Source organism: Amycolatopsis sp. NPDC049252, assembly GCF_043197175.1.
Lineage (GTDB): Bacteria > Actinomycetota > Actinomycetes > Mycobacteriales > Pseudonocardiaceae > Amycolatopsis.
Window position 1 is genome coordinate 439,763 of record NZ_JBICSQ010000001.1, and the last position, 14,398, is coordinate 454,160.

The following is a 14,398-nucleotide window of genomic DNA, read 5'->3' on the forward strand; positions in this document are numbered from 1 at the left end:
GTCGTTCTCCCTTACTTGCTCAGGACGGCCTTGACGGACTCGTCGATGATGGACAGACCCTGCGTCAGCTCGTCGTCGGTCAGGGTCAGGGGCGGCAGCAGCTTCATGACCTCGCCGTCCGGACCGGACGTCTCCATGAGCAGGCCGCGGGCGAAGGCCTCGGCGCAGACGCGCCCGGCCAGGTCGCCGTTTTCGAACTCCAGGCCACGCGCCAGTCCGCGGCCCTTCGCGACCAGCTTGGCCTCGGGGTAGGCCTCGATCAGCCCGGAGAACGCGCTGGCGATGCGCTCCCCCTTGGCCTTGGTCGACTTCTCGAGCTCGTCGTCGCTCCAGTAGACGTTGATCGCCTCGGTGGCGGTGACGAACGCCGGGCTGATGCCGCGGAAGGTGCCGTTGTGCTCACCCGGCTCCCAGACGTCGAGCTCCGGCTTGATCAGCGTCAGCGCCATCGGCAGGCCGTAGCCGCCGATCGACTTCGACAGGCAGACGATGTCCGGCGAGATCCCGGCGTCCTCGAAGCTGAAGAACGGGCCGGTGCGGCCGCAGCCCATCTGGACGTCGTCGAGGATCAGCAGGATGTTGTGGCGCTTGCAGAGGTCGTCGAGACCCTTCAGCCACTCCAGGCGCGCGGCGTTGATGCCGCCCTCGCCCTGGACGCCTTCGACGATCACCGCGGCCGGCTCGTTGAGCCCGCTGCCGGAGTCCTCGAGGAGCTTCTCGAAGTAGAGGAAGTCCGGCATGGCGCCGTCGAAGTACGCGTCGTACGGCATCGGCGTGGCGTGCACCAGCGGGATGCCCGCGGCGCCGCGCTTCATCGAGTTGCCGGTGACCGACAGCGCGCCGAGCGTCATGCCGTGGAAGGCGTTGGTGAAGTTGATGACCGACTCCTTGCCGGTCACCTTCCGCGCGAGCTTCAGCGCGGCCTCGACGGCGTTGGCGCCACCCGGACCCGGGAACACGACCTTGTAGTTCATGTTCCGCGGGTCGAGGATCTTGTCGCGGAAGGTCTGCAGGAAGTCGCGCTTGGCCACGGTGTACATGTCCAGCGCGTGGATGACGCCGTCACGCTGGATGTAGTCGACCAGAGCCTGCTTCAGCGCCGGGTTGTTGTGCCCGTAGTTGAGCGCTCCCGCGCCGGCGAAGAAGTCGAGGTAGCCCTTGCCGCTTTCGTCGTACAGCCAGCTGCCCTGCGCGCGGTCGAACACGACCGGCCAGCCGCGGCTGTAACTGCGTACTTCCGATTCGAGCTCTTCGAAGATGCTCATGACGTTTCTTTTCTCCTACTCGCCCGGATCTTTGCGTACCGATAGCGGACCGATGCGGTAAAGCTCTTCGGCCAGGTGCCCGGCTTCGGGGAATTCGTCCCCGCCGAACAGCACGCTGGTTTCCACCGTGGCGTTCCAGCGCTTCGCGAACGACGTGAACAGCCGGATGGACGCTTCGTTGTCCGGGGTGATGGTGGTCTCGAGGTAGCGCACCCCCTGCGCCGTGAGCCGCGTGTACAACGCGTCGAGCAGAGCCCCGGCCAGGCCCTTCCCTCGTTGCGACGCGTCGACCGCGACCTGCCAGACGAGCGCGGCCTCGGGCTCGCCGGGACGGCGGTAGGCGATGACGAATCCGACCGCCCTGCCGTCCTCGCGCGCGACCACCGATGTCTCGGCGAAATCGCGGCACCACAGCATGTATGCGTACGGCGAGTTGAGATCGAGCTTGGCGGAATCACGCGCGATTCGCCACAGCTCCGCGCCGTCCGCCTTGGTCGGCGATTCGATCAAGTGCGTTACGGACATACTCAGGAAACGTAACAGAGAATTTTCCGCCCGCCAGCGACGCAGCTCACGACCCCCGCGATGACCTGGGGCGACGTGGAGTACCCGGTGAGGAGTCCCACAAACGTGTTTGATCAGGAAAGTTCCGGGGCACACGCCCGTCCTGGTCGCGCACCCGTGGTGGACGACGTACCCGCACCATGAACCCCCGGCGCGAAGATCGCAAGGCGCCGGGCCGAATCCGGGTGGCCGACCTCACGTCGGTTTCACGTGAAAGTGACGGCATCAGGCCTGACGGCGGTGCCGGAGCCGCCGCCAGACGGCGCTCACCGGCATCACCACCGCCGGGAGGATGAGCAGCCCGGACACGACCAGCCACCACACCGCACCCTCGCCGCGGCGCCAGCCGGCCACCACGTTGCCGAGCCAGCCGAAGAACGGCCGCGCGATCGGGGGCAGGAACGCCGCGAGCAGGAGAGCCACCACGGCCAGCGCCCCCAGCACGGTGAACGCCCGGCGCGGGGCGCGGCCCATCGTGAGGACCGCCGTCGCCAGGTAGACGACCGCGCCGGCGAGCACGGGCAGGCCGATCCACGACAGCACCACACTGCCGTTGCCGCCGATCACCACCCCGGCCAGCAGGGTGAGCGCCGCGGCCACGATCGAGCCGGCCGCTCCCGCGCGTGACGCGTGCCCCGCGATCCTCGCCGCGACACGGCTGACGGTCCGCAGGATGCGCGCGACCGTCTGCGGCCAGCCCGCGGGCAGCCGGAACGCGACCGTGCCGGCGTTCACCGTGGCGGCACCCAGCGCGACCACCGTCCGGGTCAGGCGCGCGGTGCCCTGCTCCCCGGCGAGCCGCTCGGCCGAGACCCGGCAGGCCTGGAACTCCCGCTGTGCGCCCGCGTCGCCCTGGCGCTTCGGGCTCCCGAGCTGGGCGAGCGCGGCACCGATGCCGGATTCGTCCTGGTGGTCGAACCGCGCCGCGAGGGAGACGACCGGCAGCTCCTCGGCGGCGATCTCGGCCTGGCGCGACCGCGCCAGCACCATGGCCGTCACCGGCATGCTGATCGGGCGTTCGGTCCCGAAACCGACCGGGTTCAGCGAAGAGTCCAGCCCGAGGAACGCCAGTTCGGCGTCGAGCTGACCGGTGAGCTGCTGCAGCTCGGCGGGTTCGCCGTTGTCGGCCCGGTCGGGCGCGCGCCAGAGCGGCCCGAAGGCCGTGACGACCTCGGCTCGGAACGCCTCGGGTCCGGCGAGGTCGCGCAGGGTCTCCAGCCGCGCCGGGTCGAGCAGGCACTGCACCAGCCAGCCGGCGCCGTCGACGCGGCCCCACATCCAGTCGCTGGCCCGCCACGACGCCTTGTAGAACGCGCCGAAGTAGTCCGCCTGCAGCCCGGTCAGCTTGTCCCCCGACCGGCGCCGCTTCAGGTCCAGCAGCGTCCGGGAATCGGCGCTGACCTGCACGAGCTCGACCCGCTGGTCGACCGACGGCGCCTGGGCGAGCAGCCCGCGCGTCGCGACGTGCAGGCCGAGCAGCCGCGCCTGGACGACGTCGTCGCTCCCGGTGCCGAGGTCCAGCCAGTCCAGCAGGGTGGTGACCGTGTCGGCGTCGTCCGGTTTCGCCGTGGCCAGTGCCCGCAACGTCGGCGCCGCGGCTCGCAAGGCCGCGACGACCATCGGCCAGGCCTGCGCGACCGCGTCCGAGCGGCCGAGCCCGGCCCACTCCCGCGCGAGCTCGCGGATCCAGACCTCGAGGGTGCTGCTCGCGCCGGGCCCGTCGTGCGCGGCGATCCACTGCGCCAGCCGCACGCCCCGCGCCGACGTCCGCCGCGCCGCGTGCAGCCCGGCTCGCGCGTTGTTGAGCACCTGGGCCTCCGCCGGGTCCGGCCCGAGCCGGAACCCCGCGTTGATCAGCTGCAGCCCGGTCGCCACGGCGTCGTCGAGCGCGCTCGTGCGGTAGGCGACCAGCTCGGGCACGCTCACGCCGGCCGACGGCGGTTCGGGCGGGATGCCGGTCTTGAGCCCCTCGACGGCGACACTGCGCAGCTGCTGCGACATCCCCGACGCCCACTCGCGGTCCTCGGTGTCCACGTCGGACAGTGCGTACCGGCGGGTCGCCACCTGGACCAGCTCGGCGGCGTCCTCGGCCGTCCGCCGGTCCAGGTACGCCGTCGCCAGCCGGTGGTCGACCAGCGCCGCCGGGCCGCCGCGCAGCCCGAGCGCGGCCAGCGAGACGCGGGTGTCGCGGGTGCGGACGACGGCGTCGTTGTGCCGGGTCAGCTCCTCCAGCTCGGCACTGATCGACTGGCTCATCACCGTCGAGACGACCCTGCTCATCGCGCTCGACAGCAGCGGCGGGTTCACCGGGTCGCAGTCGATCGCGACGGTGTCCCGTTCGCCGGTCGGCACGACGTAGAGCAGCAGCCGCCGGACGTCCGAGTGGGACGGGCGCTCGAAGATCTCCCGCAGCGCCGGCCGCAGCGGCTTGTTGAGCAGCACCCCGCCGTCGGTCAGCCAGTGCGACCGGGTCAGGTCGGTGTAGGCGGTCATGTCGGGGTGCAGCTCGTCGGCGACCTCGGTGCCGATCGGCATCCGGGACAGCTCGAACGCGCCGGGGAACGAGGCGGTGGAGCGCGCGGCGAGCGCCAGCGGCCCCTCCACCCCGTTCGTCCACAGTGGACCTTCGAAGCGGAAGAGCATCCGGTGTTCGGTGTCGCGCACCAGGTTCCCCAGCGCGTCGTCGAACCGGGTCGTCTCGCCGTCGACCATCGTGCCGGTGAGCAGCACCGTGACGTCCGGTGGTTCGGCGGGCGGCTTGCCGTACCCGGCGATCGCCTGCAGCGCCCGCTTCACGTCACCGAGCAGGACGCGGTCGCCGTCCAGGATCGACCGCGGCTCCCGCTCCAGCGGGTCGCGGATCAGGTTCTCCAGGGAGCCGGTCTCGATCCAGGTGTCGCGCAGCACCTGCGGCGTCGAGCCGAACGCCTCCGCCAGCCCGAGGCAGGCCGCGTTGATCCCGCCGGCGCTGGTGCCGGTCAGGACGTCGATCGACACCTTGGCGCGCAACAGGTCCAGCAGCCCGCGGTAGAGCCCCGCCTCGGTGTCGCCCCGGGACTCCCGCAGCAGCTGCGAGGTCTCGGCGGCGACGCCGCCCATCCAGATCGCGAGGCTGGAGCCGCCGACCATGGTCATGGCCAGGCGGATCTCCTGCTGCCACGGTTCCGCTGTCTCAGCCATGGGCTCCCCTGCCCGTAGTAGTCCCGACGCACATTAGAGGCGCGAGGTGAGCGCGGGGATACGTACAGGTGTACGGCCGTTCGGGTGGACCTCGATCGGCCTGTCAGCCGCCCACCGTGACCACCACCTTGCCGAACTGGCCGTTCGCCTCGAGGTACCGGTGCGACTCGGCGACGTCGGTGAGGTCGAACGTCCGGTCCACGCGGGGCCGGAAGGTGCCCGCGCGGACGCCGGCCCGGATGAAGTGGCCGGCCCGGTCGAGGCGTTCGGGGTTCATGGTCAGCTCGAACGCGTTGAACATCCGCATGGTCGGCGGGGTCCACAGCGGGAACGGCGTCTCGGGGACGTCGAGCGCGCCGTAGACGACCAGCGTGCCGCCCGGCGCCGTCGCGTCGGACAGCGCGCGCACGCCGGGGCCGGCGACCGCGTCGAAGACGAAGTCCGCGCCGTGGCCGCCGGTGACCTCGCGGGTGCGGGCGGCGACATCCTCGTCGCCGGTGACGATCACGTGCGCCGCGCCCGCGTCCAGCAGCCGCTGCTTCTTCGCCGCGGTGCGCGTCGCGGCGAGCGGGATCGCGCCGATGTGGTTGACGACGTCGATCGTCGCGAGGCCGACACTGCTCGACGCCGCCGTGATCAGCACGAAGTCGCCGGGGCGCACGTGTCCTTCGTCGACGATCGCGCCGTACGCGGTGAGGAACGGCCCCCACAGCGCGACGGTTTCGGTGGCGTCGAGCCCTTCCGGGCGCCGGAGCACCGCCGACGCGGGCACGACCGCCGCTTCGCCGTAGACGCCGTAGTTCCGCATCGAGAAGCCCGCGACCGTGCTGACCGCGTCCCCGGCGGCGAACTCCGTGACGCCGTCGCCGACGGCCTCGATGATCCCGGACGCCGAGTAGCCGAGCTTGGCCGGGAACTCGTCCGGGCGCTCGAAGTAGGTGCCGGAGCGGAACATCGCCTCGGCCCGGTTGAGCCCGATCGCCTCGACCCGCAGCCGCAGTTCGCCGGGACCCGGCGCGCCGAGGTCGACGTCCACGAGCTCCAGCACTTCCGGTCCGCCCTCGGCGGCGAACCGCACTGTCTTCGTCATTTCTCCGCTTCCTTTCGGTTGGCTCGGAATCGATCGTGGACCGGCGGCGTTTCCGCTGGAAGACGGCACTTTCCTGGTACGACGGCACACGACTGTTACGAACGAGGTCAGGACGATGGACAACACCGAAACTCCTCCGGCCGACATGTGCTCCCTGCGCGAGGTGCTGGACCTGGTGGGCGACAAGTGGGCGATCCGGGTGCTCGTCCGGCTCGGCGACGGCCCCCGGCGGTTCAGCGAACTGGAGCGCGCCCTCGACGGCGTCTCCCGGCGGATGCTGTCCCTGACCTTGCGCGGCTTGGAGCGCAACGGCTTGGTGACGCGGAAGGTCTACCCGGAGGTCCCGCCGCGGGTGGAGTACACGATGACCGAGCACGCCGCGGAGCTGGACGAGCCGTTGCACGCCCTCTCCGCTTGGGCGGCCAAGCACCGGGAGAAGGTGGGCGCGGCGAGGCGCGCGTACGACGCCTAAGCCGCCAAGTGCTCCAGGAGCAGGACCTGTGCCTCACCGACCGCGAAACCCAGGAACGCGCCCGTCGCGATGAGGATCCATTCGTCCTGCTCGAAGGCCGGGCGCAGGAGGCGCTCGAACTCGTGCGGGGACAGCTCCTTCATCTTCGACACCAGCACGTTGCGGATGTCCATCGCGTCCGCCGCGTAGTCCTCGATGTAGCGCATCGTTTCCGGCAGGCGGTTCATGATCTGCGACGCGATCGAGAGCTTCATGTCCTGGTACCTGCGGCTGCCCACGGCGAACACCACCAGCGGCCGCGCGACGCTGCCGAGTTCGTCGTCCAGCTGGCGCTGGATCAGCGCGAGGACGCGGTCGGACAGCGGGCCGTGCAGGATCGCCTCGATGACGTTGTGCGGGGTGATGATCTCCTTCGCGATCAGCTCGCCGTACGCCTCCGCGACTTCCTTGCGCCGTTTCAGGAACAGGCCCTGCCACTCGACGCCGAAGTACTTCTTCGGCTCGATGGGGTAGAAGATCATCCGCAGCGCGAGCCAGTCGGTGAACCAGCCCGTGAACAGGCCGAACACCGGCATGATCAGCGGAAACTTGAACAGGACCCAGGCGATCATCTGGATGACGCCGATCGCGCCGCCGAAGACCAGGCCCGAGCGCGCGATGAACTTGAACTCCTGCGCGCCGGCCTCCTGGAAGATCCGGTTGAGCAGCCGCTTGTCCTTGACCAGGCTGGTGACCACCATGCCCTTGAGGTCGAACACACTGTCCACATCGGACTTGATCAGGTCGAGCACGGCGGCGACCATCCGCGGCGACTCGTGCTGGACGCGCTCGATCACCAGCCGCTGCACCCGCACCGGGAGCGACTCCCAGAGCCCCGGCTGGTAGTGCCCGGCGACCTCGCGCACGATGTCCTCGACGCCCGCGAGCAGCGGTTTCTCGATCTCCTGGGCGATCCGGCCGGCGTCCAGCCGCGCGACGACCTCGGCCGGCTTGATCAGCTGCTCGGTCATCGTGTCGCAGGCGATGCTCGCCATCCGCGCGGCGCGCTTCGGCACGATGCCCTGCCAGCCGAAGAACGGCTTGACGCCGATGAACTCCACCGGCTGGAACATCATCCGGATGGCGACGAGCTTGGTGCCGTAGCCGATCAGGGCCGCGACGATCGGGATCGAGACGTAGAGGGGCCAGTGCTGGGCGAAGTCGGCGACGATGCCGGCGAGGAACGACCCCATGGGGTCAGCCGAGGCTCGGGTCGCAGGCCTGCCAGAACTCCGCGCCGAGGCGCGAGACGTGGATCGTCCGTTTGACGAACTTCGCCCGCTTGACGTGCTTCTCCGCGTCGCGCACGGTCTCGTCCGTCATCAGGATCTCGTACTGCGTCTCCAGCGCCGGGACCTCTTCGTCGAGGTCGACCAGGCCAAGCCCGATCAGCCGGGTGACGTAGCCGGGCACCTGGTCGGGCAGCGACACCCCGGCCGCCTTGCCGACGGTCGAAGCGTTGCGCAGCACGAGCCGTCCCGCGCCGCCGAGGCCGGTGCGCTCGGCGACGTCGATCGCCGGGAACGGCGAGCCGTCGGACAGCGCCGACAGGATGCGGGCCTCGTCGGGCGTCAGCTGGCGCAGGATGATCGCGTAGAAGTACTCGCGAGCGCGGTCGCGGCCGAAGCCGATGGAGTGGTTGAGCAGCTCGGCCATCGCGGCGCGCAGCGGCTCGACGTGGTTGTCGCGCGCGGGCACCAGGGTGACGGTGGCCTCGATCGGCCTGCTGCCCGTGACCTGCGGGCGGTTCATCGCGGACGCCGCGGTCAGCGCCGCGTGGTACGGGTCGTCCACCTCGTCGAGGCGGCGGCGCAGCTCGGACAGCAGCTGCCGCTCCACCTGCCGCACCCCGCGTTCGGCGGTCTCGACGCCGGGCAGCCGGCGCGTGAACGCGAACCCGGTGCGTGCGGCCCAGCCGGCCAGCTGGCCGGCGCGGCGGGCCAGGTCGGCCACCTCGTCGCCGGTGCCCCGGCCGTTCGGTCGCTCTGCGTTCACGGGCGGACTCCCCTCTGCTTACGCGGTGATGCTACCTGTGAGTAGGCCGAATGGGCGTGTGACGACCGGCATGATGTGGGCATGAATCCTTGGGGTCCGCCGATCGACGTCCTCCCGTACTTCTCGAAGGAGGAGCAGTCGCTGATGACGCTGCTCAGCGCGCTGACCGAGGAGGATTGGACGCGGCCGACGATGTGCGCGGGTTGGTCGGTCAAGGACATCGCGGCCCACCTGCTGGGCGACAAGGTCGGCCGGCTGTCCCGCGGCCGCGACGGCCACTCCTCGGACGGCCCGCGCCCCGGCGAGGCGTTCCCGCAGTTCATCGACCGGATCAACGACGAGTGGGTCGTCGCGTGCCGCCGCCTCTCGACGGACGTCCTGCTCACGATGATGTACGAGTTCATGGGCCAGACCACGGAGTACTGGGCGAAGCTCGACCTCGACGTCCTGGGCGAGCCGGTCAGCTGGGCGGGCGACGGGCCGGCGCCGCGCTGGCTGGACGCGGCCCGCGACTATTCGGAGTTCTGGGTGCACCACGTCCAGCTCCGCGAAGCCCTCGAGCACACGCCGCTCGAGGCCGAGTACGCCGAGCCGATCGCCGACACGTTCGTCCGCGCGCTGCCGCACACCCTGCGCGAGGTCGACGCCCGCGTCGGCAAGCAGGTCGGCTACACCGTCACCGGCAAGGGCGGCGGCAAGTGGCACGCTCGCCGCGAGCGCGACGGCTGGATCCTGGACCGCGGCGCGCCGCCGTCCCGCACCCCGCTGGCCACCGTGACGACGGACCTGGACACGTTCTGGCGGCTCTGCACCCGCAACGCGCCAGACCTCGGCCGGGTCAAGACTTCGGGCGACGAAAACGTTTGCGCGGTCGTCCTCGGCATGACGTCGATCATCGTCTGAGCTGTTAGCGGCGGGGGCGGCGAGCCTGCTTCCGCAGCTGCAGGATCCGGGCGCCGCCGATCAGGGCGACCAGTGCCGCGCCGCCCAGTGCCGAGAACAGCATCGCGATGGCCAGCGGGAGGCTGCCTTCGGCGCCGAAGAAGTGGACCGTCGCCGGGTCGAGGTTCTGCAGGATGAAGACCAGCAGCACGGTCAGCACGAGCAGGCCGGCGATCACCGCGACCCAGGTGCCGCTGATCCGCGTCGGCCGGGCCTTGCCCCGCCCCGCCGACGACCCCGCCGACGACGACGTGCCGACGCGCGCCGGCGCCGGGCGCACCGGCGTCACTTCCTCCGGGCCCGGGCGCACGTCGCCCGCCCGCTGCTCAGCGGGCTCCAACGCACCCTCCGGAACCTCGGTCCCGGGCAGATCCTGGCTGGTGGGGCCGGTGGCGTCCCCGCGCGCGTGCGTCATGACCTCAGTGTCCGCCCAGCACGCGGGGAGCGCCGCGTCAAACCCCCTAACGGGCGAACGCGTCGACGTCCCGGAGCACGCGGAGCGTGTTCTTCCCGGCCAGTTTGGCGCAGTCCTCGTCACTCCACCCACGGTCGAGCAGCGCGGCGAACAACACCGGGTACTTGGACGTGTCCTCCAGCCCCTCCGGCAGCGTGCCGACGCCGTCGTAGTCGCCGCCGAGGCCGATGTGGTCGACCCCGGCGACCTCGCGTGCGTGCTCGACGTGCGCGACGACGTCCTCCACCGTCGCCTTCGGCTTGACCGGGCCGTCCCAGCTCTCGGCGAACTTCCCGCGCTGCCCGAGGTTCCGGAAGTCCTGGCCCGCCTCCGTCATGGCGGCCTTGAGCTGCTCGTCCCAGGCCGAGACCTTCGGCGAGACGAACGCCGGCACGAAGGTGATCATCGCGACGCCGCCGTTGCCGGGCAGCTGCGCGAGGACGTCGTCGGGGATGTTGCGGGGGTGGTCGTTGACCGCGATGCACGAGGAGTGGCTGAAGATCACCGGCACCGAGCTGATCTCGATCGCCGCGCGCATGGTCGACGGCGCGACGTGCGAGAGGTCGACCATCATGCCGATCTTGTTCATCTCGCGCACGACGTCCCGGCCGAACTCGGTGAGCCCGCCGTGGACCGGCTCGTCGGTGCCCGAGTCGGCCCAGGTGGTGTTGAAGTTGTGCGTCAGCGTCATGTACCGGACGCCGAGGCGGCGCAGGGCCCGCAGCACGCCGAGCGATTCGGCGATGCTGTGCCCGCCCTCGGCGCCGAGCAGCGACGCGATCCGGCCGTCGGCGAACGCGGCCTCGGCCTCGTCCGCCGTGTCCACCAGCCGGAGCCGGTCCGGGTAGCGCTCGGCCAGCTGGTGGACGATCTCGATCTGCTCCAGCACGGCGGTGACCGCGCTGTCACCCTCGAACTGGCACGGCACGTACACCGACCAGAACTGCATGCCGAGCTTGCCCTCGGCGAGCTTCGGGAAGTCGGTGTGCAGTTCGGGCTGCCGGACGGTCAGGTCGAGCGCGCCGACCGCGTCCACCGGGTTCACGCCACCGTGCTGCCGCAGCTCCCACGGCAGGTCGTTGTGCCCGTCGGCGAGGATGACCCCGTCCAGCAGTGTGGTAGCACGCTGTAGTGCCTCGTTAGTCATCACCCGATCCTAGGGTGACGCCGTATACGCTCCGTACAATCGCTACCCCGCAAGCCACTTCGCGGCCGCGTGGACACCGTCCACAGTGACCTGATGGCCGCCGGGGTGGCGCTGCGTGACGACGTCGGCACCGCGCTCGCGCATCAGCCGGATCAGCTCCTCGGTCGACGCCAGCGGCGCCATCGGGTCGTGTTCGCCGTTGGCCAGGAAGATCCGCGACGCGCTCAGGTCGTGGGACGGCGGGTCCGGCACCGGCGACATCGCCGCGAACAGGGCGGCTTCGCGCACGACCTCGGGCCGCAGCAGCGCGACGGCGGCCGCGATGTTGGCGCCGTTCGAGAAGCCCACGGCGACCAGCCGGCGGTCGCCGAAGCCGTACTTCTCCCGCGCCTCGACGACGAAGTCCGCCAGCTCGTGCGCCCGCTTGACGACGTCCTCGTGGTCGAAGACGCCTTCCTCGAGCCGCCGGAACCAGCGTGCGGCGCCGTGCTCCGACACCGGCCCGGCCGGGGCCAGGGTCGCGGCGTCCGGGGCCAGCTCGCGCGCCAGGCCGAGCAGGTCGTCCGGGCCGCCGCCGGTGCCGTGCAGCAGGAGCAGCACCGGTGCGTCCGGCGCGCCTTCGACGTACCTGTGCGCCAGTGTCATGACAGCTCCGGGTTGTTCTCGGCGGGGAGGTTCAGCTTGGGGAGCATGTGCTGGATCTCCTCGCGGCGCGGCTCCAGCCACGGCGGCAGCTTGAGCGCGCGGCCCAGCTCCAGCAGCGGCTCGTCGATGGCGAACCCGGGCTCGTCGGTCGCGACCTCCAGCAGCGTGCCGCCCGGCTCGCGGAAGTAGATCGAGCGGAAGTACTGACGGTCCAAAATGGACGTCACGTTGACGCCCTTGTCCACGAGCTCCGCGCGCCAGGTCTTCTGCGTCTCTTCGTCCGGCGCGCGCCAGGCCACGTGGTGCACGGTTCCGGCGGCGACCAGGCCGCGCGGCGCGTCCGGCGTCACCAGGACGTCGACCAGCGCGCCCGGCCCGCCGTCACCGGCGGCGAAGCGCAGGCGGTTGCTCTCCTGGGTGGCGAAGCTGAGGCCGAGGCCGTCGGTCAGCATGCCCGCGGTCGCGTCCTCCTGGTTCACCGACAGCGTCACCGAGTGCAGGCCGCGGACGGCGTGCTCGGCGGGCACCAGCTCGGTGTCCCACGGGTCACGCGGGTCGCCCTGCGGGTGCGCGACGAGCGCGAGCTGCAGGCCGTCCGGGTCGCGGAAGGTCAGGGTGTCCTCGTCGTCGGCGTTGCGGACCTGGCCGGTCTCGATCTTCTGGGTGTCCAGGTGCTGCTTCCACCAGCCGATCGACGACTCCGGCACGGAGAACGACGTGGTTGTCGCCTGGCCGGTGCCGTGGCGGCCGCTCGGCGCGTCGGGCCACGGGAAGAACGTCATCAGCGAGCCCGGCTTGCCGGAGCTGTCGCCGTAGTAGAGGTGGTAGGTGCCCGGATCGTCGAAGTTCACGGTGGTCTTCACCAGCCGCAGTCCGAGGGTCCGGAGGTAGAAGTCGGCGTTGCGCTGCGGGTCGCCGCCGATCGCGGTGACGTGGTGCAGGCCGGACGTCTTGATCGACATGGGATTGCCTCCTCAGGCCAAGGTAACCCCACAACCTCTCGCGCGCAAGATATATTCCGGGCAGAGTCTCCGGTAGGCTCCCGGTCGTGACACCTGATCCGAACACCGACGACGACGAGATCGTCACCTGGTGGGGCCTGGTCATCGAGGGCTACCTGGCCACCCAGGACAAGCTGATGGGCGAGATCGCCGAGCGCTTCGGCCTCGCGCCCGCGTCGTTCGACATCCTGATGCGGCTGGTCCGCTCGCCCGAGCACCGGATGCCGATGACCCGGCTGGCGACCGAGGCGGCGCTCTCCAGCGGCGGCTTCACGAAGGTCGCGGACCGGCTGGTGGCGGCCGACCTGATCTGCCGCGTCCCGAGCCCGGACGACCGCCGCGTGACGTTCGCGTCGCTGACCGACCACGGCCTGGAGGTGGCGAACAAGGCCCGCGCGGCCGCCGCGGACATCCTCCGCCGGATCGTCCTGACCCCGCTGGGCGACGACGCGGCCGGGCTCGCCGAGGCGATGCGGACCCTGCGGGCGTTCAACGGCGGCTGAGGGGCCTCCCGGCCGGAGGCCCCTCAGCCACTCAGCTGGCCGCCGGCTGCGCCTCTCGCACGAGCGGTTCGTGCTTGCGCAGCAGGGTTTCCAGCTTCATCCGGGTGTCGGACGCCGGGCAGGGCAGGTGCAGGAACAACCGGATGTCGTCCACGCCGTCGACGCGCCAGGCGTGCACGTCGAAGCTCAGCCGGCCCACGTCCGGGTGGTCGATCTCCTTCCGCTTCTTCCACGAGCCCAGCACTTCGTGACTGCGCCACAGCACCGCGAACCGCTCACTCCGCGAGCAGAGCGACGCGATCAGCCTGCCGAAGCCGGGATCGTTGTACCGGCCCGCCGCGGCCGCCCGGAAATGCGCGACCGCTTCGCGTTCGACGCGCTCGGGGTTCGAGTAGCGCGACCTCACCTGCTCATTGGTGAAGAAGCTTTCGAGCAGGTTGCGATCACCCGGCCCGATCCCGAACACGATCCGCGCCGAGGCGTTGAAGTCGACCAGGTTCCACAGTTCGTCGACCACCAGCGCCGGATTCGGCAGCCATTCGTCGACCACCCGACCGGCGTCCAGGCCCAGCGGTTCCACGCCGAGACCGGCGTCCTGCCCCAAGCTGATCCCCAGCAGCTGGTACAGGTACCGGAACTCGGAGTTGTCCAGGCGCAGCGCCCGGCCGATCGCGCGGGCGACGTTTTCCGAGACGTTGATGTCGCGACCCTGCTCGAGCCAGGCGTACCAGGACGTCCCGATCCCGGCCACCACGGCGACCTCTTCCCGGCGCAGGCCGGGCGTCCGCCGCTTACCAGACGAAACGGACAAGCCGATATCCGCCGGCGCGAGACTCGATCTTTTGGTTCGAAGAAAATGCCCCAGTTCCACTCGATTTCTGCTATAGCCCCCAGTTTTACCCATGTCTTCCATAGTAAGTCGGTCAATACACAAGTCAAGGAAAAGCGCAACCCGTAGCCGTGCGCACACCGGAAGTAGCGCGTGAATTGACCGACCCCATTCAGGCGATCGGATAATTCAGAATAGTCCTCAGCCGACAACCGGTGGATGATCTTCTTGTCGAATATCGGGGGCACGAAAGGGGGGCCCGCCGCCGTGTG

Annotated in this window: 14 protein-coding genes; 3 read left to right on the top strand and 11 right to left on the bottom strand. The window is 70.5% G+C overall.

Features of this window, described 5'->3' with window-relative positions; translation table 11 throughout:
• Positions 1–11 precede the first annotated feature (11 nt).
• The 4 genes from ectB to ACGFMK_RS02200 all read right to left on the bottom strand — a co-directional run bounded on the left by ectB (position 12) and on the right by ACGFMK_RS02200 (position 6,099).
• The gene (ectB, locus tag ACGFMK_RS02185) at positions 12–1,265 is read right to left on the bottom strand and encodes a diaminobutyrate--2-oxoglutarate transaminase (RefSeq protein ID WP_392757090.1); all 1,254 of its coding nucleotides are present in this window, start codon (positions 1,263–1,265) and stop codon (positions 12–14) included.
• Positions 1,266–1,280: 15 nt separating this feature from the next.
• On the bottom strand, positions 1,281–1,835 hold the full coding sequence (gene ectA, locus ACGFMK_RS02190) for a diaminobutyrate acetyltransferase (protein ID WP_392757574.1): 555 nt from the start codon (positions 1,833–1,835) through the stop codon (positions 1,281–1,283).
• Positions 1,836–2,054: 219 nt separating this feature from the next.
• Entirely contained in the window at positions 2,055–5,009 is a 2,955-nt protein-coding gene (locus tag ACGFMK_RS02195; protein ID WP_392757093.1) for a patatin-like protein, read from the bottom strand.
• 103 nt (positions 5,010–5,112) lie between these two features.
• Positions 5,113–6,099 (bottom strand): zinc-dependent alcohol dehydrogenase family protein, encoded by a 987-nt coding sequence (locus ACGFMK_RS02200; protein ID WP_392757095.1) that lies wholly within the window; start codon positions 6,097–6,099, stop codon positions 5,113–5,115.
• A 115-nt stretch (positions 6,100–6,214) separates the two neighbouring features.
• Between ACGFMK_RS02200 and ACGFMK_RS02205 the strand changes: the two genes are divergently transcribed.
• Positions 6,215–6,571, top strand: a complete 357-nt coding sequence (locus ACGFMK_RS02205; RefSeq protein WP_392757097.1) for a winged helix-turn-helix transcriptional regulator — start codon at positions 6,215–6,217, stop codon at positions 6,569–6,571.
• Here the strand turns inward: ACGFMK_RS02205 and ACGFMK_RS02210 are convergent.
• Positions 6,568–7,803, bottom strand: a complete 1,236-nt coding sequence (locus ACGFMK_RS02210; protein WP_392757101.1) for a DUF445 domain-containing protein — start codon at positions 7,801–7,803, stop codon at positions 6,568–6,570. The two genes, ACGFMK_RS02205 and ACGFMK_RS02210, sit on opposite strands and share 4 nt — an antisense overlap.
• Before the next feature lie 4 nt (positions 7,804–7,807).
• Positions 7,808–8,605, bottom strand: coding sequence for an Abi-alpha family protein (locus ACGFMK_RS02215; RefSeq protein ID WP_392757103.1), 798 nt, complete (start codon positions 8,603–8,605; stop codon positions 7,808–7,810).
• A gap of 81 nt (positions 8,606–8,686) precedes the next feature.
• Between ACGFMK_RS02215 and ACGFMK_RS02220 the strand changes: the two genes are divergently transcribed.
• Positions 8,687–9,508 (top strand): maleylpyruvate isomerase family mycothiol-dependent enzyme, encoded by an 822-nt coding sequence (locus ACGFMK_RS02220; RefSeq protein WP_392757107.1) that lies wholly within the window; start codon positions 8,687–8,689, stop codon positions 9,506–9,508.
• Positions 9,509–9,512: 4 nt separating this feature from the next.
• On the opposite strand, the gene ACGFMK_RS02225 is transcribed toward ACGFMK_RS02220, so the two are convergent.
• From ACGFMK_RS02225 to ACGFMK_RS02240, 4 genes are read right to left on the bottom strand one after another with little or no spacing between them, the layout of a single operon-like run.
• The gene (locus ACGFMK_RS02225) at positions 9,513–9,962 is read right to left on the bottom strand and encodes a lipopolysaccharide assembly LapA domain-containing protein (protein WP_392757109.1); all 450 of its coding nucleotides are present in this window, start codon (positions 9,960–9,962) and stop codon (positions 9,513–9,515) included.
• A gap of 46 nt (positions 9,963–10,008) precedes the next feature.
• The gene (locus ACGFMK_RS02230) at positions 10,009–11,148 is read right to left on the bottom strand and encodes a dipeptidase (protein ID WP_392757111.1); all 1,140 of its coding nucleotides are present in this window, start codon (positions 11,146–11,148) and stop codon (positions 10,009–10,011) included.
• A 42-nt stretch (positions 11,149–11,190) separates the two neighbouring features.
• Positions 11,191–11,793 carry an alpha/beta hydrolase gene (locus tag ACGFMK_RS02235; RefSeq protein ID WP_392757113.1) on the bottom strand — a complete coding sequence of 201 codons (603 nt, stop codon included), beginning with the start codon at positions 11,791–11,793 and terminating at the stop codon, positions 11,191–11,193.
• Complete coding sequence (locus ACGFMK_RS02240; RefSeq protein WP_392757116.1) at positions 11,790–12,755, bottom strand: ring-cleaving dioxygenase; 966 nt, start codon at positions 12,753–12,755, stop codon at positions 11,790–11,792. The genes ACGFMK_RS02235 and ACGFMK_RS02240 overlap by 4 nt, the downstream gene beginning before the upstream one ends.
• Positions 12,756–12,841: 86 nt before the next feature.
• On the opposite strand from ACGFMK_RS02240, the gene ACGFMK_RS02245 reads away from it, so the two are divergent.
• Positions 12,842–13,297, top strand: coding sequence for a MarR family winged helix-turn-helix transcriptional regulator (locus tag ACGFMK_RS02245; RefSeq protein WP_392757119.1), 456 nt, complete (start codon positions 12,842–12,844; stop codon positions 13,295–13,297).
• A gap of 31 nt (positions 13,298–13,328) precedes the next feature.
• Here ACGFMK_RS02245 and ACGFMK_RS02250 read toward each other — a convergent pair whose 3' ends face one another.
• Positions 13,329–14,210: a helix-turn-helix transcriptional regulator gene (locus ACGFMK_RS02250; protein ID WP_392757122.1), complete on the bottom strand. Its 882-nt coding sequence runs from the start codon at positions 14,208–14,210 to the stop codon at positions 13,329–13,331.
• Between the last annotated feature and the right edge of the window lie 188 nt (positions 14,211–14,398).